Annotated in this window: 17 protein-coding genes; 10 read left to right on the top strand and 7 right to left on the bottom strand. The window is 62.9% G+C overall.

Annotated features, from left to right (window positions below; all coding sequences use genetic code 11):
• Positions 1 to 26: 26 nt before the first annotated feature.
• Genes AC1D1L_RS15040 through thrC form a run of 4 tightly spaced genes read right to left on the bottom strand, consistent with a single transcriptional unit; the run spans position 27 to position 6239 of the window.
• Positions 27 to 2915 (bottom strand): EAL domain-containing protein, encoded by a 2889-nt coding sequence (locus AC1D1L_RS15040; protein ID WP_477342386.1) that lies wholly within the window; start codon positions 2913 to 2915, stop codon positions 27 to 29.
• A gap of 2 nt (positions 2916 to 2917) precedes the next feature.
• Complete coding sequence (locus AC1D1L_RS15045) at positions 2918 to 3514, bottom strand: GNAT family N-acetyltransferase (RefSeq protein ID WP_192256360.1); 597 nt, start codon at positions 3512 to 3514, stop codon at positions 2918 to 2920.
• Between the two features lie 20 nt (positions 3515 to 3534).
• Entirely contained in the window at positions 3535 to 4827 is a 1293-nt protein-coding gene (locus AC1D1L_RS15050) for a M16 family metallopeptidase (RefSeq protein ID WP_142866738.1), read from the bottom strand.
• A 14-nt stretch (positions 4828 to 4841) separates the two neighbouring features.
• Positions 4842 to 6239: a threonine synthase gene (gene thrC / locus AC1D1L_RS15055; RefSeq protein WP_477342387.1), complete on the bottom strand. Its 1398-nt coding sequence runs from the start codon at positions 6237 to 6239 to the stop codon at positions 4842 to 4844.
• Between the two features lie 128 nt (positions 6240 to 6367).
• On the opposite strand from thrC, the gene AC1D1L_RS15060 reads away from it, so the two are divergent.
• The 7 genes from AC1D1L_RS15060 (at position 6368) to AC1D1L_RS15090 (ending at position 9673) form a co-directional block, all read left to right on the top strand.
• Positions 6368 to 7096, top strand: coding sequence for a hypothetical protein (locus tag AC1D1L_RS15060; protein WP_477342388.1), 729 nt, complete (start codon positions 6368 to 6370; stop codon positions 7094 to 7096).
• A gap of 203 nt (positions 7097 to 7299) precedes the next feature.
• Positions 7300 to 7623 (top strand): ArsR/SmtB family transcription factor, encoded by a 324-nt coding sequence (locus tag AC1D1L_RS15065; RefSeq protein ID WP_477342389.1) that lies wholly within the window; start codon positions 7300 to 7302, stop codon positions 7621 to 7623.
• Complete coding sequence (locus AC1D1L_RS15070; RefSeq protein WP_477342390.1) at positions 7620 to 8045, top strand: SRPBCC family protein; 426 nt, start codon at positions 7620 to 7622, stop codon at positions 8043 to 8045. The genes AC1D1L_RS15065 and AC1D1L_RS15070 overlap by 4 nt, the downstream gene beginning before the upstream one ends.
• 67 nt (positions 8046 to 8112) lie before the next feature.
• Positions 8113 to 8505, top strand: a complete 393-nt coding sequence (locus AC1D1L_RS15075) for a VOC family protein (RefSeq protein ID WP_112564249.1) — start codon at positions 8113 to 8115, stop codon at positions 8503 to 8505.
• 26 nt (positions 8506 to 8531) lie between these two features.
• The gene (locus AC1D1L_RS15080) at positions 8532 to 8753 is read left to right on the top strand and encodes a hypothetical protein (protein WP_477342391.1); all 222 of its coding nucleotides are present in this window, start codon (positions 8532 to 8534) and stop codon (positions 8751 to 8753) included.
• Between the two features lie 5 nt (positions 8754 to 8758).
• Positions 8759 to 9223, top strand: a complete 465-nt coding sequence (locus AC1D1L_RS15085; protein ID WP_477342392.1) for a DUF1801 domain-containing protein — start codon at positions 8759 to 8761, stop codon at positions 9221 to 9223.
• Positions 9224 to 9235: 12 nt separating this feature from the next.
• On the top strand, positions 9236 to 9673 hold the full coding sequence (locus tag AC1D1L_RS15090) for a DUF1801 domain-containing protein (RefSeq protein ID WP_477342393.1): 438 nt from the start codon (positions 9236 to 9238) through the stop codon (positions 9671 to 9673).
• A 2-nt stretch (positions 9674 to 9675) separates the two neighbouring features.
• On the opposite strand, the gene AC1D1L_RS15095 is transcribed toward AC1D1L_RS15090, so the two are convergent.
• Positions 9676 to 10362 carry an HAD family hydrolase gene (locus AC1D1L_RS15095; protein WP_477342394.1) on the bottom strand — a complete coding sequence of 229 codons (687 nt, stop codon included), beginning with the start codon at positions 10360 to 10362 and terminating at the stop codon, positions 9676 to 9678.
• Positions 10363 to 10550: 188 nt separating this feature from the next.
• Between AC1D1L_RS15095 and AC1D1L_RS15100 the strand changes: the two genes are divergently transcribed.
• Entirely contained in the window at positions 10551 to 11684 is a 1134-nt protein-coding gene (locus tag AC1D1L_RS15100; protein WP_477342395.1) for a DNA methyltransferase, read from the top strand.
• A gap of 25 nt (positions 11685 to 11709) precedes the next feature.
• Here the strand turns inward: AC1D1L_RS15100 and AC1D1L_RS15105 are convergent, their stop codons facing one another.
• A complete protein-coding gene (locus AC1D1L_RS15105) occupies positions 11710 to 12321 on the bottom strand; it encodes an HAD family hydrolase (protein WP_477342396.1) in 612 nt (203 codons plus the stop codon).
• 25 nt (positions 12322 to 12346) lie between these two features.
• Positions 12347 to 13453, bottom strand: a complete 1107-nt coding sequence (mutY, locus tag AC1D1L_RS15110; RefSeq protein ID WP_477342397.1) for an A/G-specific adenine glycosylase — start codon at positions 13451 to 13453, stop codon at positions 12347 to 12349.
• Positions 13454 to 13503: 50 nt separating this feature from the next.
• On the opposite strand from mutY, the gene AC1D1L_RS15115 reads away from it, so the two are divergent.
• Positions 13504 to 14010 (top strand): DUF721 domain-containing protein, encoded by a 507-nt coding sequence (locus AC1D1L_RS15115; RefSeq protein WP_477342398.1) that lies wholly within the window; start codon positions 13504 to 13506, stop codon positions 14008 to 14010.
• Between the two features lie 156 nt (positions 14011 to 14166).
• Positions 14167 to 14919 (top strand): DsbA family protein, encoded by a 753-nt coding sequence (locus AC1D1L_RS15120; protein WP_477342399.1) that lies wholly within the window; start codon positions 14167 to 14169, stop codon positions 14917 to 14919.
• Positions 14920 to 14925: the final 6 nt, after the last annotated feature.

A 14925-nucleotide genomic window follows, 5' to 3' on the forward strand; every position in this document is an offset into this window, starting at 1 on the left:
GGCAGCCACCCAGAGCCCAACGGCCTCTAAGCCTGCGTCATCGGATACTGCTCCTTAAGCGCCTTCAGCACCTGATCGCCGGGCATCGGCGCGCCGAACATGAAGCTCTGCACGTATTCGCAGCCCATCTGGCGCAGTTCCAGCGCATCGCTTTCGTCGGAAATGCCCTCGGCCACTACAGACAGGCCGAGCTCGTGCGCCATATTGACCATGGATTTCAGCAGCACCGCACGCTTCGGCGACGCGTCGTCGACAAAACTCTTGTCGATCTTGATGGTGTCGAAGGGGAAGCGCGTCAGATAGGCGAGCGACGAATAGCCGGTGCCGAAATCGTCGAGCGACAGGCCGATGCCGAGCTGCTTCAGCTTGGTCAGCACATGCGATGTCTGCTCGGGATTGTCCATGACCAGCGATTCGGTGAGTTCGAGCCGGAAGCAGCGTGGCTTGAGATTGGCGCGCGCGATGACCGAGCGGACATCGCTGACCAGGTCACGGCGGATCAGCTGGCGGCTGGACAGATTGACCGACACCGACAGCGGCGTGTCGCCGATCTGCTTTTGCCAGCCGGCGAGGTCCTCGGCCGCCTGCTGCATGGCAAACAGGCCAAGCTGCACGATCAGGCCACAGCTCTCGGCGACCGGAATGAAATCGCCCGGCGGGATCATGCCGCGGCGCGGGTGGTCCCACCTGAGCAGCGCTTCGAAGCCGGCAATGCTGCCGTCCTCGAGCCGCACGATCGGCTGGTAGGCAAGGGTGAATTCGCGCCGCTCGATGGCGCGGCGCAGATCGGATTCGAACTGCAGACGGTCTGTGCCGACGGTGCGGAAGGCCGGCCGGAACGGCTCGATCCTGTCGCCGCCGAAGCGCTTGGCCTGGTGCATGGCAAGCTCGGCGTCCTTGACCATGTCCTCGGCCGAAGTCTGCGCCGAAGTCCAGGTGATCAGGCCGATCGAGGCGGTCAGCACGATCTCGCGCTTGGCGAAGGTGATCGGGTTGTTGATGGCGTGCTTGATGGCGTCGGCTACCGCCGCGATGCGGGACGGGTCCTGTTCGGAAAGCAGCATCAGCGCGAACTGGTCGCCGGCAAAGCGCGACAGCGAATCCTTCGGCTTCAACAGCCGGTGCAAGCGGCGCGCAATGGTGAGCAGAATGGTGTCGCCGGCCGAGATGCCAAGCCCGTCATTGACCTGCTTGAACCGGTCGATGTCGATGACGAAGACAGTCGGGCGCACCTTCTCTTCGGTGCGCGCGATCGAGATGATGGCCTCCAGCCGGTTCATCAGAAGTTCGCGGTTGGGCAGGCCGGTCAGATTATCGTGAACGGCATCGTGCAGCAGCCTTTCCTCGGACTTTTTCTGCTCGGTAACGTCGACCATGGTGCCGACGCAGCGAATCACTTCGCCGTCCGAGCCGATCACCGGCCGCGCCCTCAGCAAGAACCAGTGGTAGTGCCCGTCGGCGCCGCGGAGGCGGAAATTCTGCGACACCCGGCCACGCCGGTGTTCGAGCACCACGTCGAGCGTGGTGCGGAAGGTGTCGCGGTCGTCGGCATGCAGCACCGGCAGCCAGTTGCGGGCGGCACCCCCCAGGCTGTTGGGCGCAAGGCCAAGCTGAATGCTGACATCGGGCTTGGTGACGACGCGGTCGCGCAGAACGTCCCAGTCCCACACCGTATCGCCGGAGCCAGCCACCGCCAGGGCCTGGCGCTCAAGGTCGGAGAACAGGCCCTGATGCAGCGCGCCGCCGGCAAAGGCATGCTGCATGACGGTGAAGCCGATCAAAAGGATGATCAGGATCAGCCCGCCGCCCAGTGCCGGCTGGGCGATGTCGTTGTCGAGCATGCCGGTGATCGCCATCCACGATCCGCATAGCCACAAAAGCACCATCACCCAACTGGGCACCAGCATGATCGCGCGATCGTAACCACGAATACCGAGCAGGATGATCAGGCCGAGTCCGGTCAGCGCCGTGGCGGCGAAGGACAGCCTGGCGATGCCGGAGGCGACGGCCGGGTCAACGATGGCCACACCCGCAATCAGCACCAGTCCGAGGATCCAGACCAGCGCGCCATAGCTGAAATGGCCGTGCCATCGGTTGAGGTTGAGATAGGCGAACAGGAACACCACAAAGGTCGCTGCAAGCGCCACCTCCGTTCCCGCCCGCCACATCTGCTCATTGCCGGGCGATATCTCTATGATCTTGTTTAAAAAGCCGAAATCGACACAGATATAGGCAAGTACCGCCCAGGCTAAGGCAGCTGTCGCCGGGAACATCGAGGTTCCCTTGACGACGAACAGGATGGTCAGGAACAACGCCAAAAGGCCGGCAATGCCGATGACGATGCCGCGAAACAGCGTGTAGGAATTGACCGAGTCCTTGTAGGCTTCCGGCTCCCAGAGATAGACCTGCGGCAGCTTGGGCGAAGCGAGTTCGGCGATGAAGGTGATCACCGTTCCCGGGTTCAGCGTCACCCGGAACACGTCGGCGTCGGGGCTTGACTGGCGGTCGAGCGCGAAGCCCTCGCTGGGGGTGATCGCGGCGATGCGGGTGGCGCCGAGATCGGGCCAGAAGATGCCGGAATTTACCAGCCGGAAATGCGGCGCCACGATCAGGCGGTCGAGCTGCTGGTCGGTGGTGTTGGCCAGCGCGAACACCGCCCAGTCACCGGTAGAGCGTGCGTCATTGGCCTCGACCTCGATGCGCCGCACGATGCCGTCGGGGCCGGGCGCGGTCGACACCTGGAAGTTTTCGCCCTGGTTGCGGTAGATCTCGACGGCGCGCGACAGGTCGAGCGCGATATCGTCGCGGGCGATCTTGATCGGTTCGACGGCGAAGGCTGGGAGCGCCGCGCACAGCGTGACGACAGCCGCCAGAACGAAGGCCAACAGCGACCCGTTTCGCAGGAAATTCGTCAAAATCAGTCCTTCGTTCCAGCGCCCGGCGGATCGTCCGCGATCCGAGCGTAGAGGTAGTGGTCCTGCCAGATGCCGTTGATCCTGAGGTAGGATCGCAAAAGTCCTTCGCGCCGGAATCCGGCTTTTTCAAGCACGCGGATCGACCGGGCATTGTCGGGAATACAGGCAGCTTCGATCCGGTGCAACCTCAGCGTATCGAAGGCAAAGCGGCAGACCACCTTGACTGCGTCGGTCATCAGGCCGCGACCGCCGAAACGCTCGCCGATCCAGTAGCCGACATGGCCGCTCTGCGAGACGCCGTGGCGGATGTTGCCCAGCGTAATGCCGCCGGCGAGCTTGCCGCTCGCCTTCTCGAAGATGAAGAAGGCGATGGCGGTGCCCTGCGCATAATCTTCGCGGTAGCGGCCGATGCGCAGCCGCCAGGCCGTGCGGTCGAGCTCATCGGGCGTCCAGCGCGGCTCCCACGGTTCGAGGAAGCCGCGGCTTTCGCCGCGCAACGCCGACCATTCGCGATAGTCGTTGGTGTAGGGCACGCGCAGCGTGACCCGGTCGCCCTTCAGTGCCGGCAGGTCACGGCGAAAGAAAGGGAGCGCGAACACGGGGCGCGCCTTGAAGGGACTTAGACGGCGAGCTTGCGGGCCGTGGTGTGCGTGCCCGCAAGCGAATCGAGGATCGCCTCATAGGGCGCGAGCGTACCCACGGGGCCGACGGCGGTCAGCGTCGGCTTGGTCGAAAACAGCCGTGACGACAGGTCGGTCAGCCGCTCGACGGTCAGCGCCGACAGTCGTTCCATCAACTCCTCCTTGGCGATCGGCCGGCCGAACAAAAGCAGCTGCCTGGCGATCTGCGAGGCGCGGCTGGCCGGGCTTTCCGCAGACATGATCAGTCCGGCGCGGTATTGCGCGCGCGCCCGGTCGAGTTCTTCCTGCAGGATGTTTTCGCCGGCCTTCTGCAGTTCGTCGATGATGACGGGCACCAGTTCGGCAATGTCGCTCTGTCCGGTCGCGGCATGCACGCCGAAAATGCCGGTGTCGGAAAAGCCCCAGTGGAAGGCATAGACCGAATAGCACAGGCCGCGCTTTTCGCGGACCTCCTGGAACAGCCGGGACGACATGCCGCCGCCGAGGATCATCGACAGCACCTGCGAGGCGTAGAAGTCGCGCACATGATAGGCGCGGCCTTCGAAGCCGAGCACGATCTGCGCGTCCATCAGGTCGCGATCCTCACGGAAATCGCCGCCGACATATTGCGCATATTGCGGCATGGTGCTGTCGGCCTTGCTTCGGAAGCCGCCGAGCTGCTTTTCCACCTCGCGCACGAAATTGTCGTGCTTGATGTCGCCGGCCGCAACGACCACCATCCGCTCGGCGCCATATTGGCGCTCGATGAAATCGTGCAGCTGTTTGGAGGTGAAGGATTTGACGGTTTCAGGCGTGCCGAGGATCGAGCGGCCGATCGTTTGATGGCGGAACGCCGTCTCGGTGAAACGGTCGAAGACGATGTCGTCGGGCGTGTCGTGCGCGGCACCGATCTCCTGCAGGATCACATGCTGCTCGCGCTCCAGCTCCTGCGGGTCGAACTCCGATTCCTGCAAGATATCGGCGAGGATATCGACGGCCAGCGGCACGTCGTCGGACAGCACCCTGGCATAGTAGGACGTCGTCTCGACGCTGGTGGCGGCGTTGATCTCGCCGCCGACATCCTCGATTTCCGAGGCGATCTCGAAGGCGCTACGCCTTTTCGTGCCCTTGAAGGCCATGTGCTCGAGCAGATGGGCCATTCCGTGTTCTTCGTCACGCTCATTGCGAGCGCCCGACTTGACCCAGGCACCAAGGGCAACGGATTCGAGGCTTGGAAGGGTTTCGGTGGCGACTGTCAGGCCGTTCGACAGACGGCTTACCTCAACACCCATATGGCAAGTACTCCCTAACGCGCTGCCCTTGAGTGGCGGCTCACGTAATCTTCCACCATTTTCAGGTCGGATGGAAGTACCGTGTATTTTTCGTCGGCTGACATCAAGGACCCCAGCCATGCAGGCAGGGTCGGCGACACGCCGCAGGCGGCTTCGACAGCCGCCGGGAACTTGGCCGGATGGGCCGTGCCCAGCACCACCATCGGCACGGCGCCGTCAACCTTGCCGGCGGCGACATGCACGGCCGCGGCCGTATGCGGGTCGAGCAGATAGTTGCTGGTCTCCAGCGTCGAACGGATGGTGGCGGCAACCTCATCCATATCAGCGCGGCCAGCGTCGAATTCAGCCCGCATCCTGGCCATTTCGGCCGTTTCTATGGTGAAGGCGCCGGATTGTTTCAGCCCGGCCATATAGCGCCGCACCGTTTCGGCATTGCGGTCGGAGGCCTCGAACAACAGCCGCTCGAAATTCGACGACACCTGGATGTCCATCGACGGCGACGTCGTCGCAAACACACCTTTGGTGCGGTATTCGCCGGTCGCGAAGGTGCGCGCCAATATGTCGTTGTCGTTGGTTGCGACGATCAGCCGCTCGATCGGCAGGCCCATCTTCTTGGCGGCGTAACCGGCGAAAATGTCGCCGAAATTGCCTGTCGGCACGGTGAAGGAAACAGGCCTGTCTGGCGCGCCGAGCGAAAGCGCCGAGGAAAAATAATAGACGATCTGGGCCATGATGCGGGCCCAGTTGATCGAATTGACGCCCGACAGCGAGACACCATCGCGAAAGGCGTGGTCGTTGAACATGTCCTTCAGCAACCCTTGGCAATCATCGAAGTTGCCTTCGATGGCCAGTGCCTGGACGTTGGCGGCGGTCGATGTCGTCATCTGCCGCTGCTGCACCGGCGAGACGCGGCCATGCGGGAACAGTACGAAGATATCGGTGCGGTCGCGGCCGGCGAAGGCGTCGATGGCTGCACCGCCGGTGTCGCCCGAGGTGGCGCCGACGATCGTGGCGCGCTGGCCGCGCTCAGCCAGCACATGGTCCATCAGCCGGGCAAGCAGCTGCATGGCGACGTCCTTGAAAGCCAGCGTCGGACCGTGGAAGAGCTCGAGGATGAAAGTGTTCGGACCGGTCTGCACCAGCGGACAGACCGCCTGGTGGCGAAAGGTGGCATAGGCTTCGCGCACCAGGCGTTCGAAAACGGGTGCGGCGATCTCGCCGCCGAGGAACGGCGTCAGCACGCGGATGGCGAGGTCGGCATAGGGCAGGCCGCGCATGGCGCGAGTCTCGGCTGCCGAAAACTGCGGCCATTCTCGCGGCACATAGAGCCCACCGTCGCGTGCCAGTCCGGCCAGCACCGCGTCGGAAAATCCCAGCGCGGGCGCTTCCCCGCGAGTACTCACATATTGCATGTCACAGACCCGTTTCCGCCTGGCGTTTCCGTTCACCACAGAGTGGTTAATTTCTGCGCTGGCTCAGTCGCATTTTTGCCGCGCCATTGCTATACGTCACCAGCTTTGCGAGAGGGAAGTGCAGTTTCATGGCGTTCTATTCGTTCAACCGTCGCTTTGTCGCGGGTCTGGCGCTCACCGGCTTTATGCTTGCCGCCGCCGGCTGCCAATCGAGCGACAATGGCATCCTCAACCTCGGATTGGGCAAGAAGACCGACCCGAATGCGCCGATACCGCCGCAGGATCCCAAGGTGCTCGCCAGCCAGTTGCAGGCCTATTGTCCGAAAGTGACGTTGCGTGACGGCACCGCCTATTTCAACACCTACGCCAAGGGCTCGTCGCAACCGAAAAAGAAAAAGGTCGACGCCGCGCAGGATGCCGAGGCCGCTGCCGCCGCGCAGACGGCGCCGGATGGCACCATCGTCGACCCGAACAAGGATCCGACCAAGATCATCTACCAGGCCTCGATCAGCGATGTGAGCCGCGATTGCAGCCGTGCCAACGGTCAGCTGACGATGAAGGTTGGCGTTGCCGGCAAGGTCGTGCCGGGACCGATGTTCACTCCCGGCACCATCACCATGCCTATCCGCATCGCCGTCATGCATGGCACCGACGTGCTTTATTCGCAGATCCACCCCTATCAGATTCAGGTCAGCGATCCCTCGACCGCCACCCAGTTCGTCTTCACCGATTCCAACGTCGTCGTGCCCGAGCCCTCTGCCAAGGACTACCAGGTATATGCCGGCTATGACGAAACCGCGCCGGCGGCGGCGGACAAGAAGTCCGGCAAGAAGAAGCGAGCTCCCGCCACGAACTAAGCCGCACTTGGGCGTCGTCGCTGTTGCGGCGGTGGCTGTCAACTCTTTGAAAGATCAAACGATCTGACCATGACCCTGCAGGAATGCGTCTGCGGGGGGCTGGCGTGTGCGCCTTGGATCCTAGTCCATTGCGCCGGCGCACTTGACTCATTCATATCTCGGCGGTTATATGTCAATCAATAGCTCGCAGGTTATTGATCCCGATGCCAGACGCCCACGACACTCTGTTCAGAACGCTTGCCGACCCGACCCGGCGGGCCATCTTCGAGCGCCTGTGCCGCCAGGGTGAGCAGACTGTGGGAGCGCTGACGGCGCAGTCCGGAGTCTCGCAGCCGGCGGTATCGAAGCATCTGGGCGTCCTGAAGCAGGCCGGCCTGGTGCTCGACCGCCACGCCGGACGGCAGACCCACTACCGCGCGCAGCCCGGCGCGCTCGCTCCGTTGACCGACTGGACAGTTCAGATGACCGGGTTTTGGGAGAGCCGCTTCGACCATCTCGAGGATCTGCTGAAAAGGATGGACCAGTGAGCAAGCCGGAACTGCGCACCGTCGTCGTCGAACGCGAAATATCCTGGCCGGCGGAAAAGATCTGGCGCGCGTTGACGCAGCCGCATCTGATGGAGGAGTGGCTCATGAAGAACGATTTCAAGCCTGTCATCGGCCACAGCTTCAATCTTCGCGGCGACTGGGGCGGCGTGCTCGATTGCGAGGTGCTGGCCATCGAACCAAACAGGACGCTGTCCTACAGCTGGGATTTTGCGCATGAGGATGCGGCCTACAATCTGAAGAGCGTGGTGACGTTCACACTCACGCCCACGAGCACCGGGACCCATCTGCGCGTCGAGCAGTCCGGCTTCCATCCCGATCAGAAACAGGCCTATGGCGGCGCCAGGGTCGGGTGGCAGCAGTTCCTCACCAAGCTGGAGCAGCTTCTGGCGAAGCCAGATTGAGGCCTGCCGGTACAAGTCAGCGCCATGCCCTGATCGCGGGGCCACCGAACGCACAGAGGAGAAAATCATGAAGATCAAGCTGACCAGCGTCTACGTGGACAACCAGGACAACGCCCTGCGTTTTTACACCGACGTGCTGGGCTTTGCCGTGAAGGCCGATTTCAGCAATGGGCCTTTTCGCTGGCTGACCGTAACCTCACCCGATGAGCCCGAGGGAACCGAATTGCAACTCGCGCTCAACGACAATCCGGCCGCCAAAACCTACCAGCAGGCCATCTTCAAGCAGGGTCAGCCCGCGCTCATGCTGTTCACCGACGACATCAAGGGCGACTATGAGCGCATCAAGGGGCGCGGCGGAGCGTTCGCCATGGCGCCGACCGAAGTGACCGGCTCGACCATCGCCCAGCTCAACGACAGCTGCGGGAATCTCATCCAGATCACCCAGCTGGCACGCTGGTAAGCGCTCGTTTTCAAGAGGAGGTGGCAATGAACTGGAGCAAGTGGATAAGGCAAACCCACCGTTGGCTGTCGATCATCTTTACGGTGACCGTGGCAGCCAATTTCATCACCATGGCATTCGGGCAGCCTCCGGCATGGGTGGTCTATTCGCCGCTACTGCCGCTCTTCCTGCTGCTGTTCAGCGGGCTCTATATGTTCGTGCTGCCCTATGTCGCCCGGCCGCACGGCGAGCAGCGCGCGCAAGGCTAGGGACGATGGCCAAGGCGCCCGGAAAATCGAAGGTCGCAAAGCCGGCCCCAGCCAAACCAGCGCCAGCCAGGCCGGTCCTGCTTTCAGGCGGCAACCCGCAGATCGCCAAGGCCTATGGGGATGCTCCCGTGCAGGCCTATATCGCGGCCATGCCGGGCTGGAAAAGCGATGTCGGGCGCCGCCTTGACGCGCTCATCGTCGCCGCCGTTCCCAGCGTCTACAAGGCGGTGAAGTGGAACTCACCGTTCTATGGCATCAAGGGCGAGGGCTGGTTCCTCAGCCTGCATTGCTTCACCAGATACGTCAAAGTCGCCTTCTTCCGCGGCATGTCGCTGGATCCCATTCCTCCCGGCGGCTCCAGGCAGAAGGAAGTGCGCTATCTCGACATTCATGAAGGCGAAGAGATCGACGAGGCCAGGTTTGCCAGCTGGGTGAAGCAGGCCAGTAAATTGCCCGGCGAGAAGATGTGAACGGAGAAGACCATGAAGACCAGCGGTGCGAACAAGTCAGAGGCAGGCGCCTCTGCCTCCGAGCGGATAGATGCCCGAATCCGCGAGCTGGACGATTGGCGCGGCAAGACGCTCGCCAGCCTGCGCCAGACCATCCTCGACGCCGATCCCGAAATCATCGAGGAGTGGAAGTGGATGGGCAGCCCGGTATGGTCGCGCGACGGCATGATCGCGGTCGGCAACGCCCACAAGGACAAGGTGAAGCTCACCTTTTCCCACGGCGCCAGCCTGCCGGACCCCGGCAAGCTGTTCAACAACGGCTTTGGCGGCAAGGTGTGGCGGGCGATCGACGTTTCCGAGGGCGACGAGATCGATGCGGATGCGCTGAAAGCGCTCGTCCGCGCCGCCATTGCCTATAACAGGGCAAAGAAGAAACCGGCTCGAGCCAAGTCGGTCAAAGCCAAGGACTGAGTTCAGGCGTCCGACCACTCCGACAGCGCGGCAATCACGCTTTTCAATTCGGCCCAACGGCGGATGACCGTTTCGGCGCCGGCCTCGGTCAGCGCGTCGGCATGGCCGGGATAGCTGTGCGCGGCGCCGGTGAAGCCGATCACGCGCATGCCGGCGGCCCTGGCGCCAGCGACGCCATGCACCGAATCCTCGATGACGAAGGTGTTTGCCGGATCGGCGTTGAGTTTCTCCGCCGCGACGAGGAACACGTCAGGCGCGGGCTTGGTCTTCTTGCTCGGCATCTCCAGCGCTGAAAAAATCCGGCCGGCGAAGAATGGCAAAAGGCCAACCTTCTCCAGCATGAATTCGATCCGCTCCGAGCGCGAATTCGAGCACACACAGCGCGGCGCCGTGACCGCCGCCACCGCCTCGCGCGCGCCGTCGATGGCGCGCACGTCGCTGCGCAATTTGCGGTCGACCAATTCTTCGGCGCGGTCGATCATCGAGGCCTGGAACGGGATCGCGGACTTCGCTTCGACCCGCATCATGATGTCCTTGAAGGTCAGCCCGGCGTAGCTTTCGGCGATCTCCTCGGCCGATATTTCGAAACCGGCGAGTGTCAGCAGCTCGGCCTCGACGCGGGCTGCGATGATTTCGGAATCGACGAGCACGCCGTCGCAATCGAAGATGACAAGATCTGGCTGGGGCATGGCAATCCGGAACTGGGAGGGTGATGGAGGCCCTGCAGGGCTCAAGCGGCGCGACATACACCAACGGGCCGGGCTGCGCAAATTAACGACATCAGGGCTGCCGGGTCGGTTGCGTCCTTCACCGAATATTTACGCTGATCGGTAACCATAACGGGGAGTAAACAGTAACGCGTGCTTTGGGTGTAAAAATGTCTGCCGTGCGTCTTCTCGACGACCTTTCTCACGCTCCCCAGCAATCCGAGTGGCTGGACACCATCCTCAAGGGCGATTGCGTCGCCGCACTCGACCGGCTGCCGGAAAAATCCATCGACGTCATCTTCGCCGATCCGCCCTACAATCTGCAGCTCGACGGCGACCTGCACCGGCCCGACCAGTCCAAGGTCGATGCCGTCGATGATGACTGGGACCAGTTCGAGAGTTTCGAGGCCTATGACGCCTTCACCCGCGCCTGGCTGCTGGCGGCGCGCCGCGTCTTGAAGCCGAATGGCACCATCTGGGTCATCGGCTCCTATCACAACATCTTTCGCGTCGGCGCCAAGATGCAGGATCTCGGCTTCTGGATCCTCAACGATGTCGTCTGGCGCAAGACCAATCCGATGCCGAATTTCCGCGGCCGCCGCTTCCAGAATGCGCATGAGACCATGATCTGGGCCTCTCGCGATCAGAAGGGCAAGGGCTACACCTTCAATTACGAAGCCATGAAGGCCTCCAACGACGACATCCAGATGCGTTCCGACTGGCTGTTCCCGATCTGCACCGGCGGCGAGCGGCTGAAGAACGACAATGGCGACAAGCTGCATCCGACGCAGAAGCCGGAAGCGTTGCTTACCCGCATCATGATGGCCTCGACCAAGCCGGGCGACATCGTGCTCGACCCGTTCTTCGGTTCCGGCACCACCGGCGCGGTCGCCAAGCGCCTCGGCCGCCATTTCGTCGGCATAGAGCGCGAGCAGGCCTATATCGACGCCGCCAATGAGCGCATCGATGCGGTGCGGCCGCTGGACGGCGCCGATCTCACCGTGCTCACCGGCAAGCGCGCCGAGCCGCGCGTCGCCTTTGTCAGCCTCCTCGACACTGGACTGATGCAGCCCGGCGCCACGCTTTATGACTCCAAGAAGCGCTGGGCCGCCAAGGTGCGCGCCGACGGCACGGTGGCGATCGGCGACAGCGCCGGCTCGATCCACAAGATCGGCGCCGAAGTGCAGGGGCTGGACGCCTGCAATGGCTGGACCTTCTGGCACTATGAGCGCTCTGGCGGCCTGACCCCGATCGACGAATTGCGCCGCATCGCCAGGCTCGGCATGGAGCGGGCAGGAGCCTGATCGGCCCCTCCGCAACCGCCTGAGATCAGACTTCAATCCCAAAACGCTCAAGGTCCGCCTTGAGCGTTTTTGCATCCGTGAACAGCACAGCCTGCCAGCCGGCCGCCTTGGCGCCGTCGACATTTTTCGGGCTGTCATCGATGAACAATGTGGCTGAGGGTTCGAGGCCGAAGGCGGCGACATGGTAGTCGTAGATGGCGCGGTCGGGCTTGATCTCACGGATGTCGGCCGACGCGGTGACGCCGCGCGGGCGGCTGAGGAAGTCGAAGCGCAGCCGCGCTTCGGCAAGCGTGTCGGCGGCGAAGTTGGTCAGCATGGTCACGTCGTGCCCGCTCTCGATCAGGCCGAGCATGATGGCGACACTGTCCTCATAGGCATGCGGCACCATCTCGTGCCAGTGGCGGCGGAAATTGCGGATGTTTTCGGCATGATCGGGATGCTCGGCGATCAGCAGCGCCTCCGCCTCTTCCCACGTCCGGCCGCGGTCCTGCTCGATGTTCCAGTCATGCGTGCAGACATTGTCGAAGAACCACTTGCGCTCCTGCGCGTCGGGGATGAGGCGGCTGAACGGAATGCTCGGATCGTAATGGATCAGCACGCGGCCGATATCGAACACGATGTGACGGATTTCAGTCATGTGGGGCCTTTCATGCAAACGCTATTCAACGCGGACGCTTCTTGGTCGCGCCCGGTATCGCCGCTTCGATGACCTTTTTCATGACAGTCGGCAGCGCCTCCCCCGAAATGTCATGGGCCAGCGACCAGAAATACCCATCCGGGGCATCACTTTTCACCTGCGCATGAAAGACTTCGATCTCGAGCGCGAAGTGGGTGAAAACATGCGCGATCTCACCGGCGCGCCGCCAGTCGGCGGGGAAGGGCGCCGCTTCCGCAGTCGTCGCGCCATCCACCCGCGCGGTCCAGCCAGTGGTCGGCACTTCGGTCATGCCGCCGAGCAGGCCTTTATCCGGCCGTTTGCGCAACAGAATGGCGCCGTCGCCGCGCTCGGCCACAAAGGCGGCGCCGCGCCTGAGCGGCTTGTCAGCTTTCGGCAGGCGAACCGGAAAACGCTCGGGGTCGCCTGACAGGATGGCGGTGCAATCCTCGCGCAGCGGGCACAGCATGCAGCGCGGCCGCTTCGGCGTGCAGATCGTGGCTCCGAGGTCCATCATCGCCTGCGCGAAGTCGCCCGGCCTTGTCTGCGGAACCAGTCTTTCGACCAAAGCGCGAATTTCAGGCTTCGCCTCGCTGAGCGGCGTTTCGATCGAATAGAGCCGCGAGATGACGCGTTCGACATTGCCGTCGACGACCGCCGCCGGCCGGTCGAAGGCAATCGCGGCGATCGCCGCCGCCGTATAGGCGCCAATGCCCGGCAATTCCCTCAATCCCGTTTCATTATCCGGAAAGTGGCCGCCGCGCTGCGCGACGAGATCGGCGCAGGCCTTGAGATTGCGCGCCCGCGAATAATAGCCGAGCCCGGCCCAGGCCTTCATCACATCCTCGGTCGGCGCCGCGGCCAGCGCCTCGACATCGGGCCATTTCTCGACGAAAGCGCGAAAATAGGATTTTACCGCTTCGACCGTGGTCTGCTGCAGCATCACTTCCGACAGCCAGATGCGATAGGGATCCGCCCGGGCGCCGCCGGCCGCCGCACGCGGCGTGACCCGCCACGGCAACTCGCGATGGTGTGCGTCGTACCAAGCGAGCAGGCGCGAAGCGACGTCTCCGTCCTCGGATGCGGCCTTGCGGGTCTGTTCGTGCAGTGCCATTGATCGCGGGCTGGCTCTAGGCTGGTGAGGAGCGTGGCTGGAGAACGTACATGGCAGGGAGAACGCCTTACGGCAATCCCGTTCCGGTGAGCGATCTCGCCACCCAGATCCTCGATCCCGTGCTGCGCAAGCGGGCGGGCATTTCGATCGGGCTGGTGCAGTCGTGGGAAGAGATCGCCGGCCCCAGGCTTGCCGGCCATTCGCGCCCCGAAAAGATACAATGGCCGCGCCGCATGCACGAAGACGACCCGTTCGAACCGGCAACGCTGGTCATCGCGTGCGAAGGCATGGCAGCGCTGCATCTGCAGCACGAGACCGGCGAAATCATCAACCGGGTCAATGCCTTCCTTGGCTTCAACGCAATCGGCAGGATCCGGATCGTGCAGAAGCCGGTGCTGTCTGAGAAAGCCCGGACGAAACCGGCTCCCAGGCCGTTGACTCCTGTCGAGAAGGCCAAATTGTCCGATACGGTCGGAAAGATCGAGGATGAAGGCTTGCGCGCTTCGCTGGAGCGGCTGGGCGCCACCATACTCGGCGAGAGGAAGCGGCAAGGGTAATCAGCCGGTCATGAACCCGTCACCAATCTCGCGCATTCGTGATGATGCATGTAGTGTTAGGCGATTGGAATGGGGACAGCGATGCCTTAATTCCCGCCAACTCTCGCCTTTTCTAGCCTTTGCATTGCAAAATCCAACCATAGTCAGGTGATTCGCATGAACCGTAGCTTGTCCCGCAGAAACCTCCTGTCTTCGCTGGCCGTTATTCCGGCAGTGGCACTGCTCGCCGCATGCAGCGACTCCAGCGAGGACGCCAAGGCAGCGGACGTCAAGCCTGCAACGCCTGCCGTGCCAGCCGCGACGCCTGCCACGCCGGCCGCGACGCCTGCCACGCCGGCCGCCGCCAAGGCACCGGACTCGACGGGCGACGTCAACATGGCCGAGCTGCTGAAGCCCGGCGCTCTGCCCGACAAGCAGCTCGGCAAGGACGACGCCAAGGTCACCATCGTCGAATATGCCTCGATGACTTGCCCGCATTGCGCGCATTTCGCCGCGACCACCTTCCCTGAGTTGAAGACCAAGTACATCGACACCGGCAAGGCTCGCTACATCCTGCGCGAATTCCCGTTCGATCCGAGCGCCGAGGCTGGTTTCATGCTGGCGCGCTGTTCAAAGGACAATTATTTCCCGATGGTGGACGTGCTTTTCAAGCAGCAGGCCAACTGGGTCGGCGTCAACAACACCAAGGATGCCCTGCTGCAGATCTCCAAGCTCGCCGGTTTTACACAGGAGTCCTTCGAGGCCTGCTTGACGGACCAGAAACTTCTGGACGATGTGAGATCGGTCCAGAAGCGCGGCGCCGATGAATTCAAGGTCGACTCGACGCCGACCTTCTTCATCAACGGAAAGACCTACAAAGGTGCGATGTCGATTGAGGAAATATCGGCCATCATCGACCCTCTGCTCTGACGTCCA

The organism is Mesorhizobium sp. P2_D6, from assembly GCF_056404315.1.